Origin of the sequence: Shewanella sp. H8 (genome assembly GCF_040285065.1) — a bacterium.
Classification (GTDB): domain Bacteria; phylum Pseudomonadota; class Gammaproteobacteria; order Enterobacterales; family Shewanellaceae; genus Shewanella; species Shewanella polaris.
In genome coordinates this window covers 1,265,522-1,281,622 of record NZ_CP157213.1, presented here as the reverse complement: position 1 = coordinate 1,281,622, position 16,101 = coordinate 1,265,522, and the positions used below count along the sequence as shown (strand labels likewise).

The window sequence follows — 16,101 nt, the reverse complement described above, 5'->3', positions numbered from 1 at the left end:
ATGTCAAAACGTACAATAACCGTGATCCCAGGTGATGGGATTGGACCAAGCATTATCGATTCAGCATTAAAAATCCTCGACAAAGCAGGATGTGATTTTGAATATGAATTTGCAGATGCAGGGTTAACGGCGTTAGAAAAGCACGGTGAACTCATACCCCAGCGTACTTTAGACCTTATCGAAAAAAATCGTATAACGCTTAAAGGTCCGTTAACTACACCTGTCGGTGAAGGTTTTACGTCTATCAATGTCAGCTTACGTAAAAAGTTTGCATTATATGCTAACGTGCGCCCGGTGATTTCATTTAAGGGAACCCAAGCGCGCTATGAGAACATCGATATTATTACCGTGCGTGAAAATACCGAAGGTATGTATTCAGGCTTAGGTCAAAAAATCTCTGATGATGGCCAAACAGCAGAAGCGACCAGTATTATTACTCGTCATGGCGCAGAACAAATCACCACATTTGCTTACGAGCTAGCCCGTAAAGAAAACCGCAAAAAAGTGACTATCGTTCACAAAGCTAACATCATGAAATCAACTTCGGGTTTATTTTTGAAAGTTGCTCGCGAAGTAAGCTTACGTTACCCAGATATCACCACAGAAGAAATGATCGTTGATGCCACGTGTATGAAACTGGTTATGAACCCTGAAAACTTTGATGTGATTGTGACCACTAACCTATTTGGTGACATTTTATCTGACTTATGTGCAGGTCTAGTGGGCGGTTTAGGTATGGCACCAGGCGCAAACATTGGTCGCGATGCGGCTATTTTTGAAGCCGTACACGGCAGTGCACCCGATATTGCAGGTAAAAATCTAGCCAATCCAACTTCTGTTATTTTAGCGTCGATTCAAATGCTGGAATACTTAGGCATGTCAGATAAAGCTGAGATGATCCGCAGTGCAGTAGCAGCGGTTATTGAAGAAGGTGACCGTACCACCCGCGATTTAGGCGGCACTCACGGCACAACCGACTTTACGCAAGCGGTACTTGACCGTTTAGGATAATGCTTATTTTTTAAAATAAGCAATTAACTAAAAAAGCCCCTCATGCATTGCATAAGGGGCTTTTTATTAATGTAGCTTTAGTTTCACAATAACGGTTTATGCGTAGCTAACGCCCTTTTCAGGGAAAATCCATAAATGTACAGTCACTTCATCGCGATCGTGATAAAGGTGCTTACACTGCATTTTAAAATCAATTTCATTTTCAGTTAAAATGGTCGCCATGGTTTGTAAAATCGTGCTGACTTCTTTATAGCGGCTCTTCATCGGTAATTTAAGGTTAAAAATAGCTTCTTTAAACCAACCATTAATCGCCCATGCTTCCATCAATTCTGCAACTCGAGCTGGCTTTTCAACCATGTCACACACTAACCAATAAATATTTTTACGTGGTGGTTCGAAACGGAAACCATCTGCACGAAAATGCTTCACTTGGCCCGTTTCCATCAATTTTGGATCCATAGGGCCGTTATCAATGGCTGCAACCATCATCCCACGGCGAACTAATTGGTAAGTCCAACCACCAGGGCAAGCACCTAAATCTACCGCGTTAAGACCACTACGGCAGCGAGTTTCTTGCTCTTCTTTAGTTAAGAATGCACCAAAGGCTTCATCGAGTTTCAGGCTTGAGCGACTAGGAGCATCGGCTGCCATTCTTAAACGAGGGATCCCCATAAAATGAGGAGAGCTATTATGGTTTAATGAATATCCGGCATACGCTTTACCCGGCCCAATAAAGCACACATGAATAATCGGTCGACGCGGATTTTCAGCATTAAGCAGCGCACCACTCTTTTTTAGCCCTTGGCGAAGCGGTACAGTCAACTTCCGGCAAAATGCAGATAATTCTTTAGCTTCATTGGTGTCTGGTGTTTCAACGCGCAACTCACCACACTTTGACATTTTAGCTAATGAGGCAACGATAGGACCAACACGGTCTTTCTCTGGCAAATCACTCAGCAACTCACCTGCAGCAAACATTTGGCGAGCAAAAATCAATGAACTCAGTTCCAATTCCTTAACTAACGTATCGGCACCATTTTCATCGAAACATTGAAATATCACATAAGCATCGTTGAGATTGGTTTTAACAAAACCATCGACATTTAATTCAGCTGCACGTTGTTGAATTTCTGCCGCACAGTCTTTTTCATAGCCTGAGCGACAAAATAGGAATAGGTTTTTCATTTGGAGCCTTAGCTTAAGGGTATTCGCATAATAGCGAGACAATAATCTCGCTATTATACCCAAAAACACTCACGGTGGGAGAATTTAGCCAAGCCATTATTCTGCTGATTTTGCATGCCAAATAGCTGCCGCAAATAATAACCACCCCACTAAGAAACATAAGCCGCCTATTGGTGTAATTGGACCAATCCATTTAGCCCCCGTAAAGGCATAAAGATATAACGAACCAGAAAACAATATTATCCCAGCAATGAAGCTATAAGCAGCCCAGTTAATCAGTTTTGACGGGATCCAATGTGCAGAAAATGCCAACGTAATCAGTCCAAATGTATGATAAAACTGATAATCGACCCCTAGTTTAAAAATACTAACCAGCTCTGGTGGCGCAATAGATTTAAGTCCGTGGGCAGCAAAGGCACCAAGCGCTACCGCCATAAAACCACTCAACGCAGCAATTAATAACAAGCCTTTTTTCATCTTACTTAACCTTCTTCATACTGATACTCGACGCATTTTAATAATGATGTGAACCCATTTTTGTGACTTGAGGCACGAGCTTTGATATTGATATGTCGGTAACCATAGTTTAATTAAAACTAGTCTACTCGAGCAATAAACTGGCTGATGTGATCAATTGCAATATTAAGATTACCATCAAGGGTATAACCTGACGATTTTCGCGGTTGTAAACTATGGTCACCATCACCAATCCAACAGACTTCAGCATGTTCACCTAAATCCCATGTAGGCACTTGCTGAAGATTGCCAAACTTATCTCGTTCACCTTGAACAATTAACATCGGGTGAGCATTATGCTGAATGGGCGCAAGTCTTGGCTCTCCACCTTTAAGTGGAATAAACGGATAGCCTAGACACACCACCGCAGCTATTTTATCGATTACAGAGGCAATAAGTGGCTGTTGTAATTGATGATCTGAACTGGTCAATATTGCTGACATACGTCCGCCCATAGACTTACCCATCAGAATTATCCGCTGACAATTGATCAGGCCAAGCGCCATCTTTTGCTGAACATCCATCAATACTTGTTCATAATGTACCAGCAATTTAGGCGCTCGATCAGGCGGACGACGTTTACCATCTTGCATATTGGCTTGCATATACAAAAAATTAAATCGATAAACTTGATAACCTTGTGCGACTAATTTATCTGTCATTGAAACCATATACTCATGGTGCATATTAGCACCAGCCCCATGAGCAAAAATAATCAATGTGTCGCTTATCGGCCCTTGTAATAGATAATCAATAGCTAACATCGGAGCATTATCCGGTGAGCAACTCACTACGAGACTCCTCTGTAAACATATCAACCATCCATTCCCTAAAGGCCGACACTTTACCTATTTCAGAATGACTTTGCTGACACACTAAATAATAAGCATCTTTGCTGACTAATACCTCAGCAAACGGACACACCAATCGCCCTGCTTTGATATCAGGCCTAGCAAGTACGCTATAGCCTAGTGCTACACCTTGACCATGGGCCGCGGCTTGCAACACCAATGAAGAGTGACTAAATATAGGACCTTGATTCACATTGATGTCAGTCACGCCACATTGCCTAAACCAAGCCTGCCAATCTTGGCGGTTGGAATCATGCAGTAAGGTATGGAACTTTAAATCACTCGGTTGGGTTAATGGTTTAGGACCATTGAGTAATAATGGCGAACACACAGGAATAAGCACTTCATTACGAAGTTTATCAGCACGTAATCCAGGCCAATTTCCTTGCCCATAATAAATAGCCACATCGACATCGTCAGTTAATGAATTAGAATCACTGTCTACGGCTTTAATACGTACATCAATATCAGGATTCTTTTCACTAAACTTTGCTAAACGAGGAACTAACCATTGAATAGCAAAACTAGGGGACATACTCACTGTTAACGAGCCGACAGCGCTTCGAGCCAGTAGACGATTAGTCGCTTCTCCAAGCTCAATAAAAATATCTTTAATGTCTAGAAAATAGCTTTGACCCTCTTCCGTTAACAATAATGATCTATTTTTACGTCTAAATAATTTTAGCCCTAAAAAATCTTCTAATGCTTTAATCTGATGACTCACCGCGGCTTGAGTGACAAATAACTCTTCTGCGGCGCGGGTAAAGCTCAAATGTCGTGCTGCAGCTTCAAATGCTTTGACTGCATTTAAAGGCGGTAATCGTCTAGACATAATGATCAATCTCTCATTTTTTAATTAGTTTTTCTAATGATTATCGGTATTTTTTGTCGTTTGTAAAGAACTCTGTGTTTGGTTAAATTAGCGCCATTGAAAATACAGTTGGACAATCTCTACGACGTAAACGGGATAGTCCGGCAATTGTGATTGATTAGCCTGGAGGCTCACCCTTATGTTCAACCTAAATACCCTTTTTGCTATAGCGCTAACATCCATTCTAGGATTAACAACAGCCCAAGCGACTGAACTAGAACCTATCGATATGGTTGATTTACATGCAGAGTTATCACAAAGCATTGAAGCCATGCAAATCGATATGAATAATGATGTTAATAGTATTTTAATTGCTGACAATGATGAACCACAAGAATCATTAGAAGTGACATCATCAAATTAAGTGATTAAATAAGACATCAATTTACATTCTCAATTTCACTGACCGTAATATCATTGTACCATTAGTAACGTTGAGCAACGCCTAGTAAAAACAATATAGAATGTAGCATAAAAAAACCGCATATAATGCGGTTTTTTTATTTATCATGCTTAGCATCACGGTCATTGGTGACGTTATCACTCACAGCCTAAGGGCGATAAACTTTAACGTTTGTATAACCCTGCTCAACAAGATATAAAGCTTGCAGTTTACTCATCACACCACGGTCACAATATAACAAATACGTTTTAGACTTATCTAAATCTGCAAATTGCGTCGCTAATTTAAAAAATGGAATGGTTTTAATCATTACATTTTCAATCAATAGTGGTTTTCTTTCTTCTTCTTCCGGCGCGCGTACATCAATAATTATTTCGCCAGAAGCGACATCTTTAACCGTTTCGGTTTCGGTTACTTGTTGATTCATTTCAGCCTCAATATCACGAATATTCATCACTACGGCAGCCTCAACTACCCTATCAATTAAATCTTCAGAGAACTTTAACTCTTCCGCTTCAACTTTAGATAATACCGCTTTAACGGTAGGTTTTTGTGAGATCACACCACAATATTCAGGAATCGACTTAGCAAAATCTTCAGTACCAATAATACGACTCTGATTAATAATGTCTTGTTTGTCCATGGCGATAAGCGGACGTAAAATAAGTAAATCGGTGCTACGATCAATCACATTCAAGTTAGTCAGTGTTTGACTCGATACTTGACCTAGGCTTTCACCTGTTACCAATGCTTGAATACCATACTTGTCTGCAATACGTGTTGCTGCACGCATCATCATACGTTTGAGAATAACACCCATTTGGCCATTCTCAATACGTTCAAGGATCTCTTCAACCACAGGTTCAAATGGCACAGACACAAAACGTACTTTGTGTGATTCACCATACTTTTTCCATAAATGGTAAGCGACTTGCTTAACGCCAATCTCGTGCTGAGCGCCACCTAAATTAAAGAAACAGTAATGGGTACGTGCGCCTTTTTTAATAAACTGGAAACTCGATACACCAGAATCAAAACCACCCGAAATAAGCGACAACACATCTTCTTGTGTCGCCATTGGGAAACCGCCCAAACCTTCAATGCGACGTTCTACCATGTAAAGCTTATCTTGATTGATTTCAAGGTTAACAGTCACATCTGGGTTTTTAAGTTTAACGCCTAACGCATCAGTGTGTTGATTTAATCCACCGCCGACATAACGTTCAACTTCAATTGAATTGAAGTCATGATTACCAGAGCGTTTTACCCGGACACAAAAAGTTTTACCGGAAATTTCATCACGGTATTTTGGCAAAGCTTGCTGATAAATATGGTCGATCGAATCAAAACTATATTCACTCACTTGCACAACATGAGCAATACCTGGAATACAGGCTAGTCGCTCTGCAAAAACGTCACATAATTCCGGTTTATCGCTCGGTACTTGCACTATAATACGATCATACAAACGTTGTACTTTGGCACCTTCATCCACATTTTTAAGCACATTACGTATATTAGTTTCAAGCATTTTGGTAAAGCGCATTCTTACCGACTTGCTCTTCATCATGATTTCAGGGTACAGCTTTACGATAAACTTCATGGGGCGTCCACAGGTATCAGCATCACAATAGCACTACACTCTTTGTAGCTAAGTAAATAGAGATAGTAATACGTTGATAATAAATTGAAAAAATAGCAAGGCTCAGTCTACTCAGTTTGCTTACGTTATTAAGTAAAAAGCAAAGCATATGCAATAATTCGTGGATTATACCAAAGGATGCCTATTAACCAAACCTATTCACTTTTTTATCTGCTATTTATTATACCAATCCTATTAGATATGTGATTTTTCAGCGGGAGTTCAAAGTGCTGTAGGTAAGGCAGATGATTGAAGCGAATAGTGATTCTCGGTAACAAGCTCCTGCGTTACTCTACCTCCAGCATCTGACCGCCATGGATGGTGGGAATGTCTTATTTTTTATGGAAAAAAATAGACCATGCAGTCGTATTTTGAAAGCATCTAACGAAGGATAAAGGACTTTGAAACCCGCCAGAATGGAGTCTCTCAGGTATTCCACTTCTGTGTTACATCGATTTAAAAGGGAACAACCATTTCTACATCAATGTGCCTTGAATTGAAAAACCTGAGAGACTCTGAACTGACCAGATATTTAATGAGATTGGTATTATAGACAACGACATAATGAATAACCTTCAGAGTCAGCATAACGTCGCTAAAAAAGCCATGTTGATAATTAAAGCAGACTTAAAACAAAAAGGGCAAGCCCTACTAAAGAGGTTGCCCTTTTGTTTATGATTAAAACGACCCACTATTCAGTAACGATAATTTCATCCGACTCTATAGGCTTACCTTGTTCAATGGATATTTCAACCCGTCGATTTCGGGCTTGATTCTCTTTAGAATCATTAGGTACCAACGGTCTATTAGATGCTTCGCCAACCACCTTCATGCGAGATTCATTAAAGCCCGAGACTTTTCTTAACTCGTGGGCCACAGCCACAGCTCGTTGAGTCGATAACTCCCAATTTGAACTGTACAGTTCATTATGGATATCTGCACCGTCAGTATGACCCGACACCGTAATAATACCAGGAACATCCTTTAATAACTCACCTATTGAACGCACAATCGGTTTAAATTTCGGTTGTAAAAAACCAGAACCTGATGCGAACGAGCCTTTTTCGCGAATACGGATGATAATTTGCTGACCTAAAGATTCAATTTCAATGGCACCATCAACAATTTCTTCATTGAGCTTTTCAGCCATTTTTTTAACTTGTTCATTGATATTTTCTTGCGAAGACGCTGCATCTTTTTTAACGGCTTCAGCTTCTTGCTGAGCGGTCGCGGCAGCATTACCGCCACGTTGTTCACCATTTTGTTTCTGAGTGCCACCCGCACTGTCATCCTCACCGGCTTGATATTCAATCGTTGGCTGAGTCATTTCATTGGTTTGTTGATTAATGATCTCAATAGGGGTGGGATCAGGTCGTCCAGGGCGAAACTCAAGCGCGATAACCGATGTTCCCTTAGGAATATCTTTCACTTCAACTTTGTTTTGTACTCCAAATGCATATTTCATTGAACCGGCAATCTGCTTAAACTTCATGACGTCCATTTCTGAGAACGCCAAAAGCAACACAAAGAAACACATTAGCAACGACATCAAGTCTGCAAAGGTAGCGAGCCACAAAGGTGCTCCCGCTGGTGGACAATCACACTTGGCCTTAGCCATGAGTTACTCTCCGTCCGTTGTGTCAATGACTCGGAGTTTTTCTGATAGGTAATTCTTCAAGAATCCTTCAATCACCCGTGGATTTTGACCATCTTGAATCGCTAGTACCGCATCCATGATTAAATTACGATTCAACAATTCTTCATTCATCCGTAATGATAATTTATCCGCCAACGGGATAGCTATCATGTTCGCAATCACGGCACCATAAAGTGTCGTTAATAATGCCACGGCCATTGACGGACCAATAGATTTAGGATCATCCATATTAGACAACATCGCCACTAAACCCACTAGAGTACCAATCATACCCATCGCAGGGGCAACATCTCCCATGGCTTTAAAAATACTAATGCCTGTTTTGTGCCGCTCTTCCGTCAATGCAATATCTTTTTCTAAAGCATTACGCACCACATCACCATCATGACCATCAACTAACATATCGACAGCTTTTTGCATAAAAGTGTTGGTAATAACCGCCTCTTCTAAGGCTAAAAAACCGCCTTTACGGGCTGCATCAGCCATGGTGACAGCTTGTTCAATCAAATCTTCAGGTTTATCTAATTTAAACATGAAGGCTTTCATACCAATCTTTATCGAACCTAAAAACTGCTTGAGGTTAAATTTCATCATCACAACGAATAAAGAGCCTGCCACAACAATCAAAACTGACGGTACATCGATAAATAATCCAACACCGCCGCTGGTTGCCATCGCGCCAATAATAAATGCAAAAGCACCGATAATACCTATTAGGGTAGCTAAATCCACAACATCTCCTCAACCGCAGTCATTACGCTGCCTATTTTTGCTACTTTATTGTGCTACGTTATGATGCATTAGCGCACGCTATATAACCCGAATAATCCGACATCATATCGTGTAAACTATCTTGCCCATCGTTATGTATTACAGCAAGAGTTGCAATACTATTTTACGTTAGCAATGTTAAACCATGACTTGTTATCGGACAAACTCCGCTCAAGTTTAGCTTGTTTTTGCATATTCTAAACAAAATTCAATAACAAAGCGTGCTGTTGAGCAAATAACCAGCGACTGTATTTGACCGATACGCTGGGCTGATATACCTTGTCACACGCTGAATGAAAGGAATATTAATCGTGGCTAAAAAACCAGAAAACCTCAGTTTTGAACAATCATTAACTGAACTTGAAACCATTGTTGCTCATTTAGAGCAAGGTGAAGTCTCGCTAGATGATGCACTTAAACAATTTGAGCGAGGCATTAAATTAGTGCGACAAAGCCAAGCCAAACTTGAGCAAGCACAGCAAAAAGTCTCTATCTTATTAAATGAAGATGATGCTGAATTAGCGCCGTTCACTGTTGAAAGTGAATAATCGTCAAATAGTGTGTATTGAATAATAGGGCTTGATACGTGTTAGCTGAAGCGATAAAAACATACCAAACACGCGTTAATGGTATTCTAAACCAACATTTAACGCAGCTTGATGATGCGGCACCAGACTTAAAAGCAGCAATGCTTCATGGGGCATTATTGGGTGGTAAACGCATTAGGCCTTTTTTAGTCTACAGTGTCGGTGAGATGCTTGGGGTTAATAGTCATGCGCTTGATAAGGCCGCTGCTGCCATTGAATGTATCCATGCTTATTCGTTAATACACGATGACTTACCGGCAATGGACAATGATGCACTTCGTCGTGGTCAACCCACGGTTCATATTGCATTTAATGAAGCCACAGCAATTCTTGCGGGTGACGCACTGCAAACCTTAGCTTTTGAAATAATGACGGCACCCTGTAGCGACTTACATCCAAAACAGCAATTAGCCATGGTTAGGGCATTAGCAAAAGCATCCGGGTATCAAGGCATGTGCGGTGGTCAAGCAATTGATCTCAGTGCCACAGATAACAGTATAGAATTAACTAGATTAACCGAATTACATAATAAAAAAACCGGGGCATTAATCAGTTGTGCCGTCGAGCTTGCTTTAATTGCTGCCGACATACCTGATGAACACTATCAATTGATGATGAAATACGCCCAAACACTTGGATTAGCGTTTCAAGTACAAGACGATATTTTAGACATCACAACAAGCACAGAAGAGCTGGGGAAACCTCAGGGTTCTGATCAGCAATCGAATAAAAGTACCTTCCCCAAATTGTTAGGTCTCGAGGGTGCCAAAGACTGTGCGGAACAACTAATACAAGATGCACTATCAGCGCTGACTAAATTACCATACAATAGCCAGTTAATTGCAGACTTCGCCCACTATATAGTTGAGCGAAGATTATAATAAAGAGTCTGAAAATCTCGCTATGAGTTTTGATATTTCTAAATTCCCAGTACTAGCTAAAGCTAATACGCCAGAAGAATTAAGGAAGTTACCTCAAGGTTTACTTCCACAAGTGTCTGATGAACTTAGACAATTTTTACTTCAGTCTGTAGGTATTTCTAGCGGACATTTTGCTTCTGGCTTAGGCACAGTTGAATTAACTGTGGCACTTCATTATGTCTACAATACCCCATTCGATCGACTAGTGTGGGACGTAGGCCATCAAGCATATCCGCATAAAATTCTCACCGATCGCCGTGAGCAAATGCACACCATTCGACAAAAGAATGGTTTACATCCTTTCCCATGGCGTGAAGAAAGCCCATACGATACCTTTAGTGTCGGTCACTCTGGCACTTCTGTTAGTGCAGCATTAGGGATGGCAATCGCCGCGGAAAAGGAAGACGCTGGGCGAAAAGTAGTTGCTGTCATTGGTGATGGCGCCATGACGGGAGGGATGGTGTTTGAAGCCCTTAATCATGCTGGCGACTTGCACAATGACATGCTTGTGGTCCTCAATGACAATGAAATGTCGATTTCAGAAAACGTTGGCGCACTTAATAATCATTTAGCACAGCTAATGTCAGGCCGTTTTTATACCACTATTCGTGAAAACAGCAAAAAAGTCCTACAAGGTATGCCCGTCATTAAAGAAATGGCTAGACGCACTGAAGAACACCTTAAAGGCATGGTAGTACCTGCTACATTATTTGAAGAGCTTGGGTTTAATTATATTGGCCCAATTGATGGCCATGATGTGGACTCCCTTGTCGAAACCTTGCGTAATATGCGTAACCTGAAAGGGCCACAAATATTGCATATCATGACCAAAAAAGGTCGTGGTTATGAGCCTGCTGAAAAAGATCCTATCGGTTGGCACGCAGTGCCTAAATTCGACCCAAGCCAGTTTAAGAAACCGGTAACAAAACCAGGTTTACCCACTTTTTCACAAGTGTTTGGTAAATGGTTATGCGATATGGCGGCCACTGATGATAAGTTAATGGCGATTACACCTGCTATGCGTGAAGGCTCTGGAATGGTTGAGTTTTCGCAGCATTTCCCTAAGCAATATTTTGATGCTGCAATTGCAGAACAACACGCAGTGACTTTAGCTGCAGGTTTTGCCTGTGAAGGTTTAAAACCTGTCGTCGCTATTTACTCGACCTTTTTACAACGTGGATATGATCAACTTATCCACGATGTTGCATTACAACGTTTACCCGTTTTATTTGCCATTGACCGTGGTGGTATTGTTGGCGCAGATGGACCAACTCACCAAGGTGCATTCGATTTAAGTTTCATGCGCTGTATTCCAAATATGATCATTATGGCGCCATCTGACGAAAATGAATGTCGCCAAATGCTTTACACTGGATATTGTTATCAAGATGGACCTGTCGCTGTTCGTTACCCTAGAGGGTCTGCAACAGGTGCCGAGCAAATTGAAACCATGACAATACTCCCTATTGGCAAAGGCGTGTTAACCCGTCAAGGCCAAAAAATTGCCATTATTAACTTTGGCACTACACTGGCAGCGGCAACAGATGCTGCTGACAAGTTAGATGCCACAGTTGCCGATATGCGCTTTGTTAAGCCGCTTGATCTAGAATTACTTGAACAAGTTGCAAACAGTCATGATGTCATTGTGACCATAGAAGAAAATGCAATCATGGGTGGAGCGGGTTCAGGAGTGCTTGAGGCATTGCACAAAATGCGTATTGAAAAGCCTGTATTGCAGATTGGTTTGCCAGATGAATTTATTAAACATGGCGCACCTGATGAAATAATCGCAGAACTTCGACTTGATGCAGCAGGTATTTTAGCGCAAATCCAAGAGTTTATAGCTTAATGCTTTTGTAGTTTTTATGGTTGCGATGATTATATTTGCTATTCATAGCATCAAATAAAGCCAATAAAAAAGGGCTGAAGATTCAGTCCTTTTTTGTGTCTGTTTTTTAACAACTCATGATGAATGCTAAAGATCAATACCATCGACTAATACAAGAAGCTAATGTTGAATACTAATATTAGAGACCTATATTAGTAACTAACTTAAGTGTCAGACTTAAATTAATCTTTATGCTTCGACATCCACACTTTCGCCGCCTTGAGATACCATCACCATTGCTGGGCGTAATATACGACCATTCAATAAGTAACCTTTCTGCATAACCATCATCACAGTATTAGCAGGATACTCAGCACTTGGTTGCATACCAATGGCTTGATGATGTTCAGGGTTAAATGGTTGACCTAAAGGATTAACTTGGGTCACACCAAACTTCTCAACCGAGGTTAAAAAACCCTTCATGGTCAATTCAACACCTTCATAGATAGATTTAGTTGCTTCATCTTCAGGATTAGTACCCTGTAATGCTCGCTCCATATTGTCTATCACAGGCAATAATTCGTTAACAAATTTTTCTAAAGCAAATTTACGTGCTTGTTCGACATCTTTGGCCGCACGAGTACGGATATTTTGCGTTTCTGCTGCTGCACGCATTTCAACATCTTTACGTTCAGCTAGTGCAGTTTCAGACTCAGCAAGGCGCTGCTCTAATTCTTCAATTCTAAAATTTGCTTGGGTTAATTCATCCATCAAACTTGCTTCATCAGCCGCGACATCAGATGTGACGACTTCTTCCACTTGATTTTGCGATTCGTTACTCATTTTCACTCCGGCTAAAAAATGCGTTATTGGCTATTCTAGGACAATAAATAAAGTGGCCATTTACTGGAATTTAACAGTAAATCTCACACTTTTAATTTGTTTGAGTATATTATGGGGATCAATTTTCATGTTTCAAGGCCTAAAGGCATAACAAACTCGAATATGACTAAAATGTTTCAGACTATTGGACTCATCGGTAAGCCACATCATCAAGGTACTAACCTTACATTAACCCGGTTGCATCATTGGTTAAAAATGCAAGGGTATAAAGTCATTGTTGAAGAACGAGTATCTGCAGAATTAGGTTCAGACGTTTGTTCAATGGATCTGCTTGAAATGGGTGAACACTGTGATTTAGCCATCGTAGTCGGCGGTGATGGCAATATGCTAGGTGCTGCCAGAGTATTGGCTCGTTTTAACGTTGCTGTTATTGGTTTAAATCGAGGAAACTTAGGTTTTTTAACGGATTTACCACCCGATAATTTTGAAGAAGCTTTATCGAAAGTGCTTAGCGGTGAATTTGAAACCGAACACCGTTTTTTATTAGAAGCTGAAGTTCACCGTCATGGAAAAATAACCTCAAGTAACACAGCTGTAAATGAAGCGGTTCTTCACCCAGGTAAAATTGCTCATATGATCCAATTTGAGGTCTATATTGATGAGCAATTTATGTATAGCCAGCGCGCAGATGGAATGATTGTCTCCACTCCTACCGGTTCCACTGCTTATTCTTTGTCTGCTGGAGGCTCAATTTTAACCCCTAATCTGCAAGCGCTTATTTTAGTGCCTATGTTTCCACATACCCTGTCTTGCCGCCCTATTGTGGTCGATGCATGCAGCATTATAAAACTTGTAGTATCGCCAGATAATGGTGAAAACCTCGAAGTCAGTTGTGATGGCCATGTGCATTTAGCGGTATTACCTGGCGATGAAATATTTATTCGCCGATCGTCTGAACGCCTTAGACTCATACATCCCAAAGGCCACAATTACTTCCATGTATTACGCCAAAAATTAGGCTGGGGCAGTAAACTCTTTTAACATTTTACACTTTTTTACATTTTCAATATCTGTCGCGTGAACCCCTTCACATTAACATTGACTAATTAACGTTATTTTAAAGCCAATCGTTCAATCGTTTGGCTTTATTTGAATGTCTCTGCGTCCCCAAAATGAGTCTCTAAACCGATACCACAATTCCAGTATTAGACACAGATCTCATTTTTATCAACGAAAACGTTATCTTGGTTATTAAAATGATCTCGATCAACACTTTTAACACTTAAATAACGTCTATTACAGCCTCGTTAGCGAAACGCTAACAAATAATAATAATTTAGTACCCACAATACCAGAGGTATGCATGACAATATTACAGTTACTCGCTAGCTTAACGCCCATTATAAGCGTAATGGTATTTTTAGTCCTTATGCGCTTACCGGCATCCAAAGCGATGCCGATATCAATGGTAGTGACAGGGCTAGCGGCGGTCTTTATTTGGCAAATGGACACGCAACTCCTTGCTGCATCTGTCGTTGAAGGGCTTCTATCTGCATTAACCCCGTTAACCATTATTTTTGGTGCGGTATTTTTGTTAAACACACTCAAATATTCCGGGGCTATGGACACCATTCGAGCTGGTTTTACTAACATCAGTGCGGATGCTCGTGTTCAAGTTGTGATAATTTGTTGGTTGTTTGGCTCCTTCATTGAGGGCTCAGCAGGCTTTGGTACACCAGCGGCCATTGGGGCGCCGTTGTTAGTACTATTAGGCGTACCACCGATTGCAGCTGCTGTGGTTGCATTAATAGGAGACTCTACAGCCGTATCGTTTGGGGCGATTGGTCTACCCGTATTGTTTGGTATGGAACAAGGTCTAACTGAAGGTGGCGTCAACATGGCAGCAGGTCAATTTGCTGAACATGGTGGTACTTTTGTGGGTTACGCACAGTTTATTGCTAAGCACATGATTACAATAGACTTAGTGACAGGTTCATTGATTCCGTTAGTAATGGTTTGTGTCTTAACCGGCTTTTTTGGTCGAAACAAATCAATTAAAGAAGGCTTACAAATTTGGAAATTCGCCCTGTTTGCTGGCTTTGCCTTTACGGTACCTGCATGGTTAATTAACTATTTTGCAGGTCCTGAGTTCCCATCGGTTATTGGTTCACTTGTGGGTATGGCATTAGTCATTCCAGTGGCTAAAAAAGGTTGGTTATTACCATCACAACCTTGGTGTGATTTCAGTGAAAATGACAATAAATCAGACGGAGATCTAGCTGTTAATCAAACACCCGTTAAGTTTTCACAAATGGCAGCTTGGTCGCCATACGTCATTATGGCAGCCTTGTTAGTCTTGTCTCGTGTCATTGCGCCATTTAAAAGCTGGTTAACCAGCTTTAATATTAGTTGGACAGGTTTACTGGGTACCGAACTTAAAGCAGGCTTTGCCACGCTCTATGCTCCGGGTGTATTCTTTGTCGTGGTCTGCTTATTCGGTTTTATCTTATTTAAAATGAAGCCTGCTGCAATGAAACAATCAATTACCGTATCTTGTCGTTCAATGCTGCCAACGATTATTTCTTTAGGTGCATCAGTACCTATGGTGAAGATATTCCTTAACTCTGGAGTAAATAGTGCAGGCCTCGAGTCAATGCCAGTTGCATTAGCAGACTTACTGGCCAATAGCATGGGTTCAGTTTGGGCTTGGGTTTCTCCAATTGTAGGTATTTTTGGTGCCTTCCTTTCAGGTTCGGCAACCTTCTCAAATATGATGTTCTCAGGCCTACAGTACTCTGTTGCCGACAATATCGGAATGAATCACGCTATCGCGTTAGCCTTACAAGGTATTGGCGCTAATGCGGGTAATATGATGTGTGTGATGAACGTCGTGGCTGCAGCAACCGTTGTGGGAATGGCAGGAAGAGAATCAGAAATTATTCGTAAAACAATGCCTATTGCCCTAGGTTATGCCCTAGTAGCAGGCACCATTGCAGTTATCTGGGGTGGATTTTAA

15 protein-coding genes are annotated in these 16,101 nt (G+C 40.9%); 7 read left to right on the top strand and 8 right to left on the bottom strand.

Annotated features, from left to right (window positions below; translation table 11 throughout):
* Complete coding sequence (locus ABIS04_RS05600) at positions 1 to 1,011, top strand: isocitrate dehydrogenase (protein WP_137221925.1); 1,011 nt, start codon at positions 1 to 3, stop codon at positions 1,009 to 1,011.
* Positions 1,012 to 1,107: 96 nt separating this feature from the next.
* Here the strand turns inward: ABIS04_RS05600 and rlmM are convergent, their stop codons facing one another.
* The 4 genes from rlmM to ABIS04_RS05580 all read right to left on the bottom strand — a co-directional run bounded on the left by rlmM (position 1,108) and on the right by ABIS04_RS05580 (position 4,395).
* The gene (rlmM, locus tag ABIS04_RS05595; RefSeq protein WP_140233708.1) at positions 1,108 to 2,196 is read right to left on the bottom strand and encodes a 23S rRNA (cytidine(2498)-2'-O)-methyltransferase RlmM; all 1,089 of its coding nucleotides are present in this window, start codon (positions 2,194 to 2,196) and stop codon (positions 1,108 to 1,110) included.
* A gap of 96 nt (positions 2,197 to 2,292) precedes the next feature.
* Positions 2,293 to 2,673 carry a DUF423 domain-containing protein gene (locus ABIS04_RS05590; RefSeq protein WP_140233707.1) on the bottom strand — a complete coding sequence of 127 codons (381 nt, stop codon included), beginning with the start codon at positions 2,671 to 2,673 and terminating at the stop codon, positions 2,293 to 2,295.
* Between the two features lie 119 nt (positions 2,674 to 2,792).
* Positions 2,793 to 3,503: an alpha/beta family hydrolase gene (locus tag ABIS04_RS05585; protein WP_137221931.1), complete on the bottom strand. Its 711-nt coding sequence runs from the start codon at positions 3,501 to 3,503 to the stop codon at positions 2,793 to 2,795.
* Positions 3,484 to 4,395: a transcriptional regulator GcvA gene (locus ABIS04_RS05580; protein ID WP_137221933.1), complete on the bottom strand. Its 912-nt coding sequence runs from the start codon at positions 4,393 to 4,395 to the stop codon at positions 3,484 to 3,486. The genes ABIS04_RS05585 and ABIS04_RS05580 overlap by 20 nt, the downstream gene beginning before the upstream one ends.
* Before the next feature lie 178 nt (positions 4,396 to 4,573).
* On the opposite strand from ABIS04_RS05580, the gene ABIS04_RS05575 reads away from it, so the two are divergent.
* Positions 4,574 to 4,798 (top strand): hypothetical protein, encoded by a 225-nt coding sequence (locus ABIS04_RS05575; protein ID WP_137221935.1) that lies wholly within the window; start codon positions 4,574 to 4,576, stop codon positions 4,796 to 4,798.
* A 187-nt stretch (positions 4,799 to 4,985) separates the two neighbouring features.
* On the opposite strand, the gene thiI is transcribed toward ABIS04_RS05575, so the two are convergent.
* From thiI to pomA, 3 genes are all read right to left on the bottom strand, one after another.
* On the bottom strand, positions 4,986 to 6,440 hold the full coding sequence (gene thiI / locus ABIS04_RS05570) for a tRNA uracil 4-sulfurtransferase ThiI (protein ID WP_350432854.1): 1,455 nt from the start codon (positions 6,438 to 6,440) through the stop codon (positions 4,986 to 4,988).
* Between the two features lie 730 nt (positions 6,441 to 7,170).
* The gene (locus ABIS04_RS05565) at positions 7,171 to 8,097 is read right to left on the bottom strand and encodes a flagellar motor protein MotB (RefSeq protein ID WP_350432853.1); all 927 of its coding nucleotides are present in this window, start codon (positions 8,095 to 8,097) and stop codon (positions 7,171 to 7,173) included.
* A gap of 3 nt (positions 8,098 to 8,100) precedes the next feature.
* Positions 8,101 to 8,868: a flagellar motor protein PomA gene (gene pomA / locus ABIS04_RS05560; protein ID WP_140233703.1), complete on the bottom strand. Its 768-nt coding sequence runs from the start codon at positions 8,866 to 8,868 to the stop codon at positions 8,101 to 8,103.
* Positions 8,869 to 9,218: 350 nt separating this feature from the next.
* Here pomA and xseB point away from each other — a divergent pair, with 350 nt between their 5' ends.
* From xseB to dxs, 3 genes are read left to right on the top strand one after another with little or no spacing between them, the layout of a single operon-like run.
* On the top strand, positions 9,219 to 9,455 hold the full coding sequence (xseB, locus tag ABIS04_RS05555) for an exodeoxyribonuclease VII small subunit (protein ID WP_140233702.1): 237 nt from the start codon (positions 9,219 to 9,221) through the stop codon (positions 9,453 to 9,455).
* A 38-nt stretch (positions 9,456 to 9,493) separates the two neighbouring features.
* Complete coding sequence (ispA, locus tag ABIS04_RS05550; RefSeq protein WP_140233701.1) at positions 9,494 to 10,375, top strand: (2E,6E)-farnesyl diphosphate synthase; 882 nt, start codon at positions 9,494 to 9,496, stop codon at positions 10,373 to 10,375.
* A 22-nt stretch (positions 10,376 to 10,397) separates the two neighbouring features.
* Positions 10,398 to 12,263 (top strand): 1-deoxy-D-xylulose-5-phosphate synthase, encoded by a 1,866-nt coding sequence (dxs, locus tag ABIS04_RS05545; RefSeq protein ID WP_137221946.1) that lies wholly within the window; start codon positions 10,398 to 10,400, stop codon positions 12,261 to 12,263.
* A 228-nt stretch (positions 12,264 to 12,491) separates the two neighbouring features.
* Here dxs and grpE read toward each other — a convergent pair whose 3' ends face one another.
* Positions 12,492 to 13,085 carry a nucleotide exchange factor GrpE gene (gene grpE, locus ABIS04_RS05540; protein ID WP_137221948.1) on the bottom strand — a complete coding sequence of 198 codons (594 nt, stop codon included), beginning with the start codon at positions 13,083 to 13,085 and terminating at the stop codon, positions 12,492 to 12,494.
* A 162-nt stretch (positions 13,086 to 13,247) separates the two neighbouring features.
* Between grpE and nadK the strand changes: the two genes are divergently transcribed.
* Both nadK and ABIS04_RS05530 read left to right on the top strand, forming a co-directional pair.
* Positions 13,248 to 14,126 (top strand): NAD(+) kinase, encoded by an 879-nt coding sequence (nadK, locus tag ABIS04_RS05535; protein WP_140233700.1) that lies wholly within the window; start codon positions 13,248 to 13,250, stop codon positions 14,124 to 14,126.
* 322 nt (positions 14,127 to 14,448) lie between these two features.
* Entirely contained in the window at positions 14,449 to 16,101 is a 1,653-nt protein-coding gene (locus tag ABIS04_RS05530) for an L-lactate permease (protein WP_140233699.1), read from the top strand.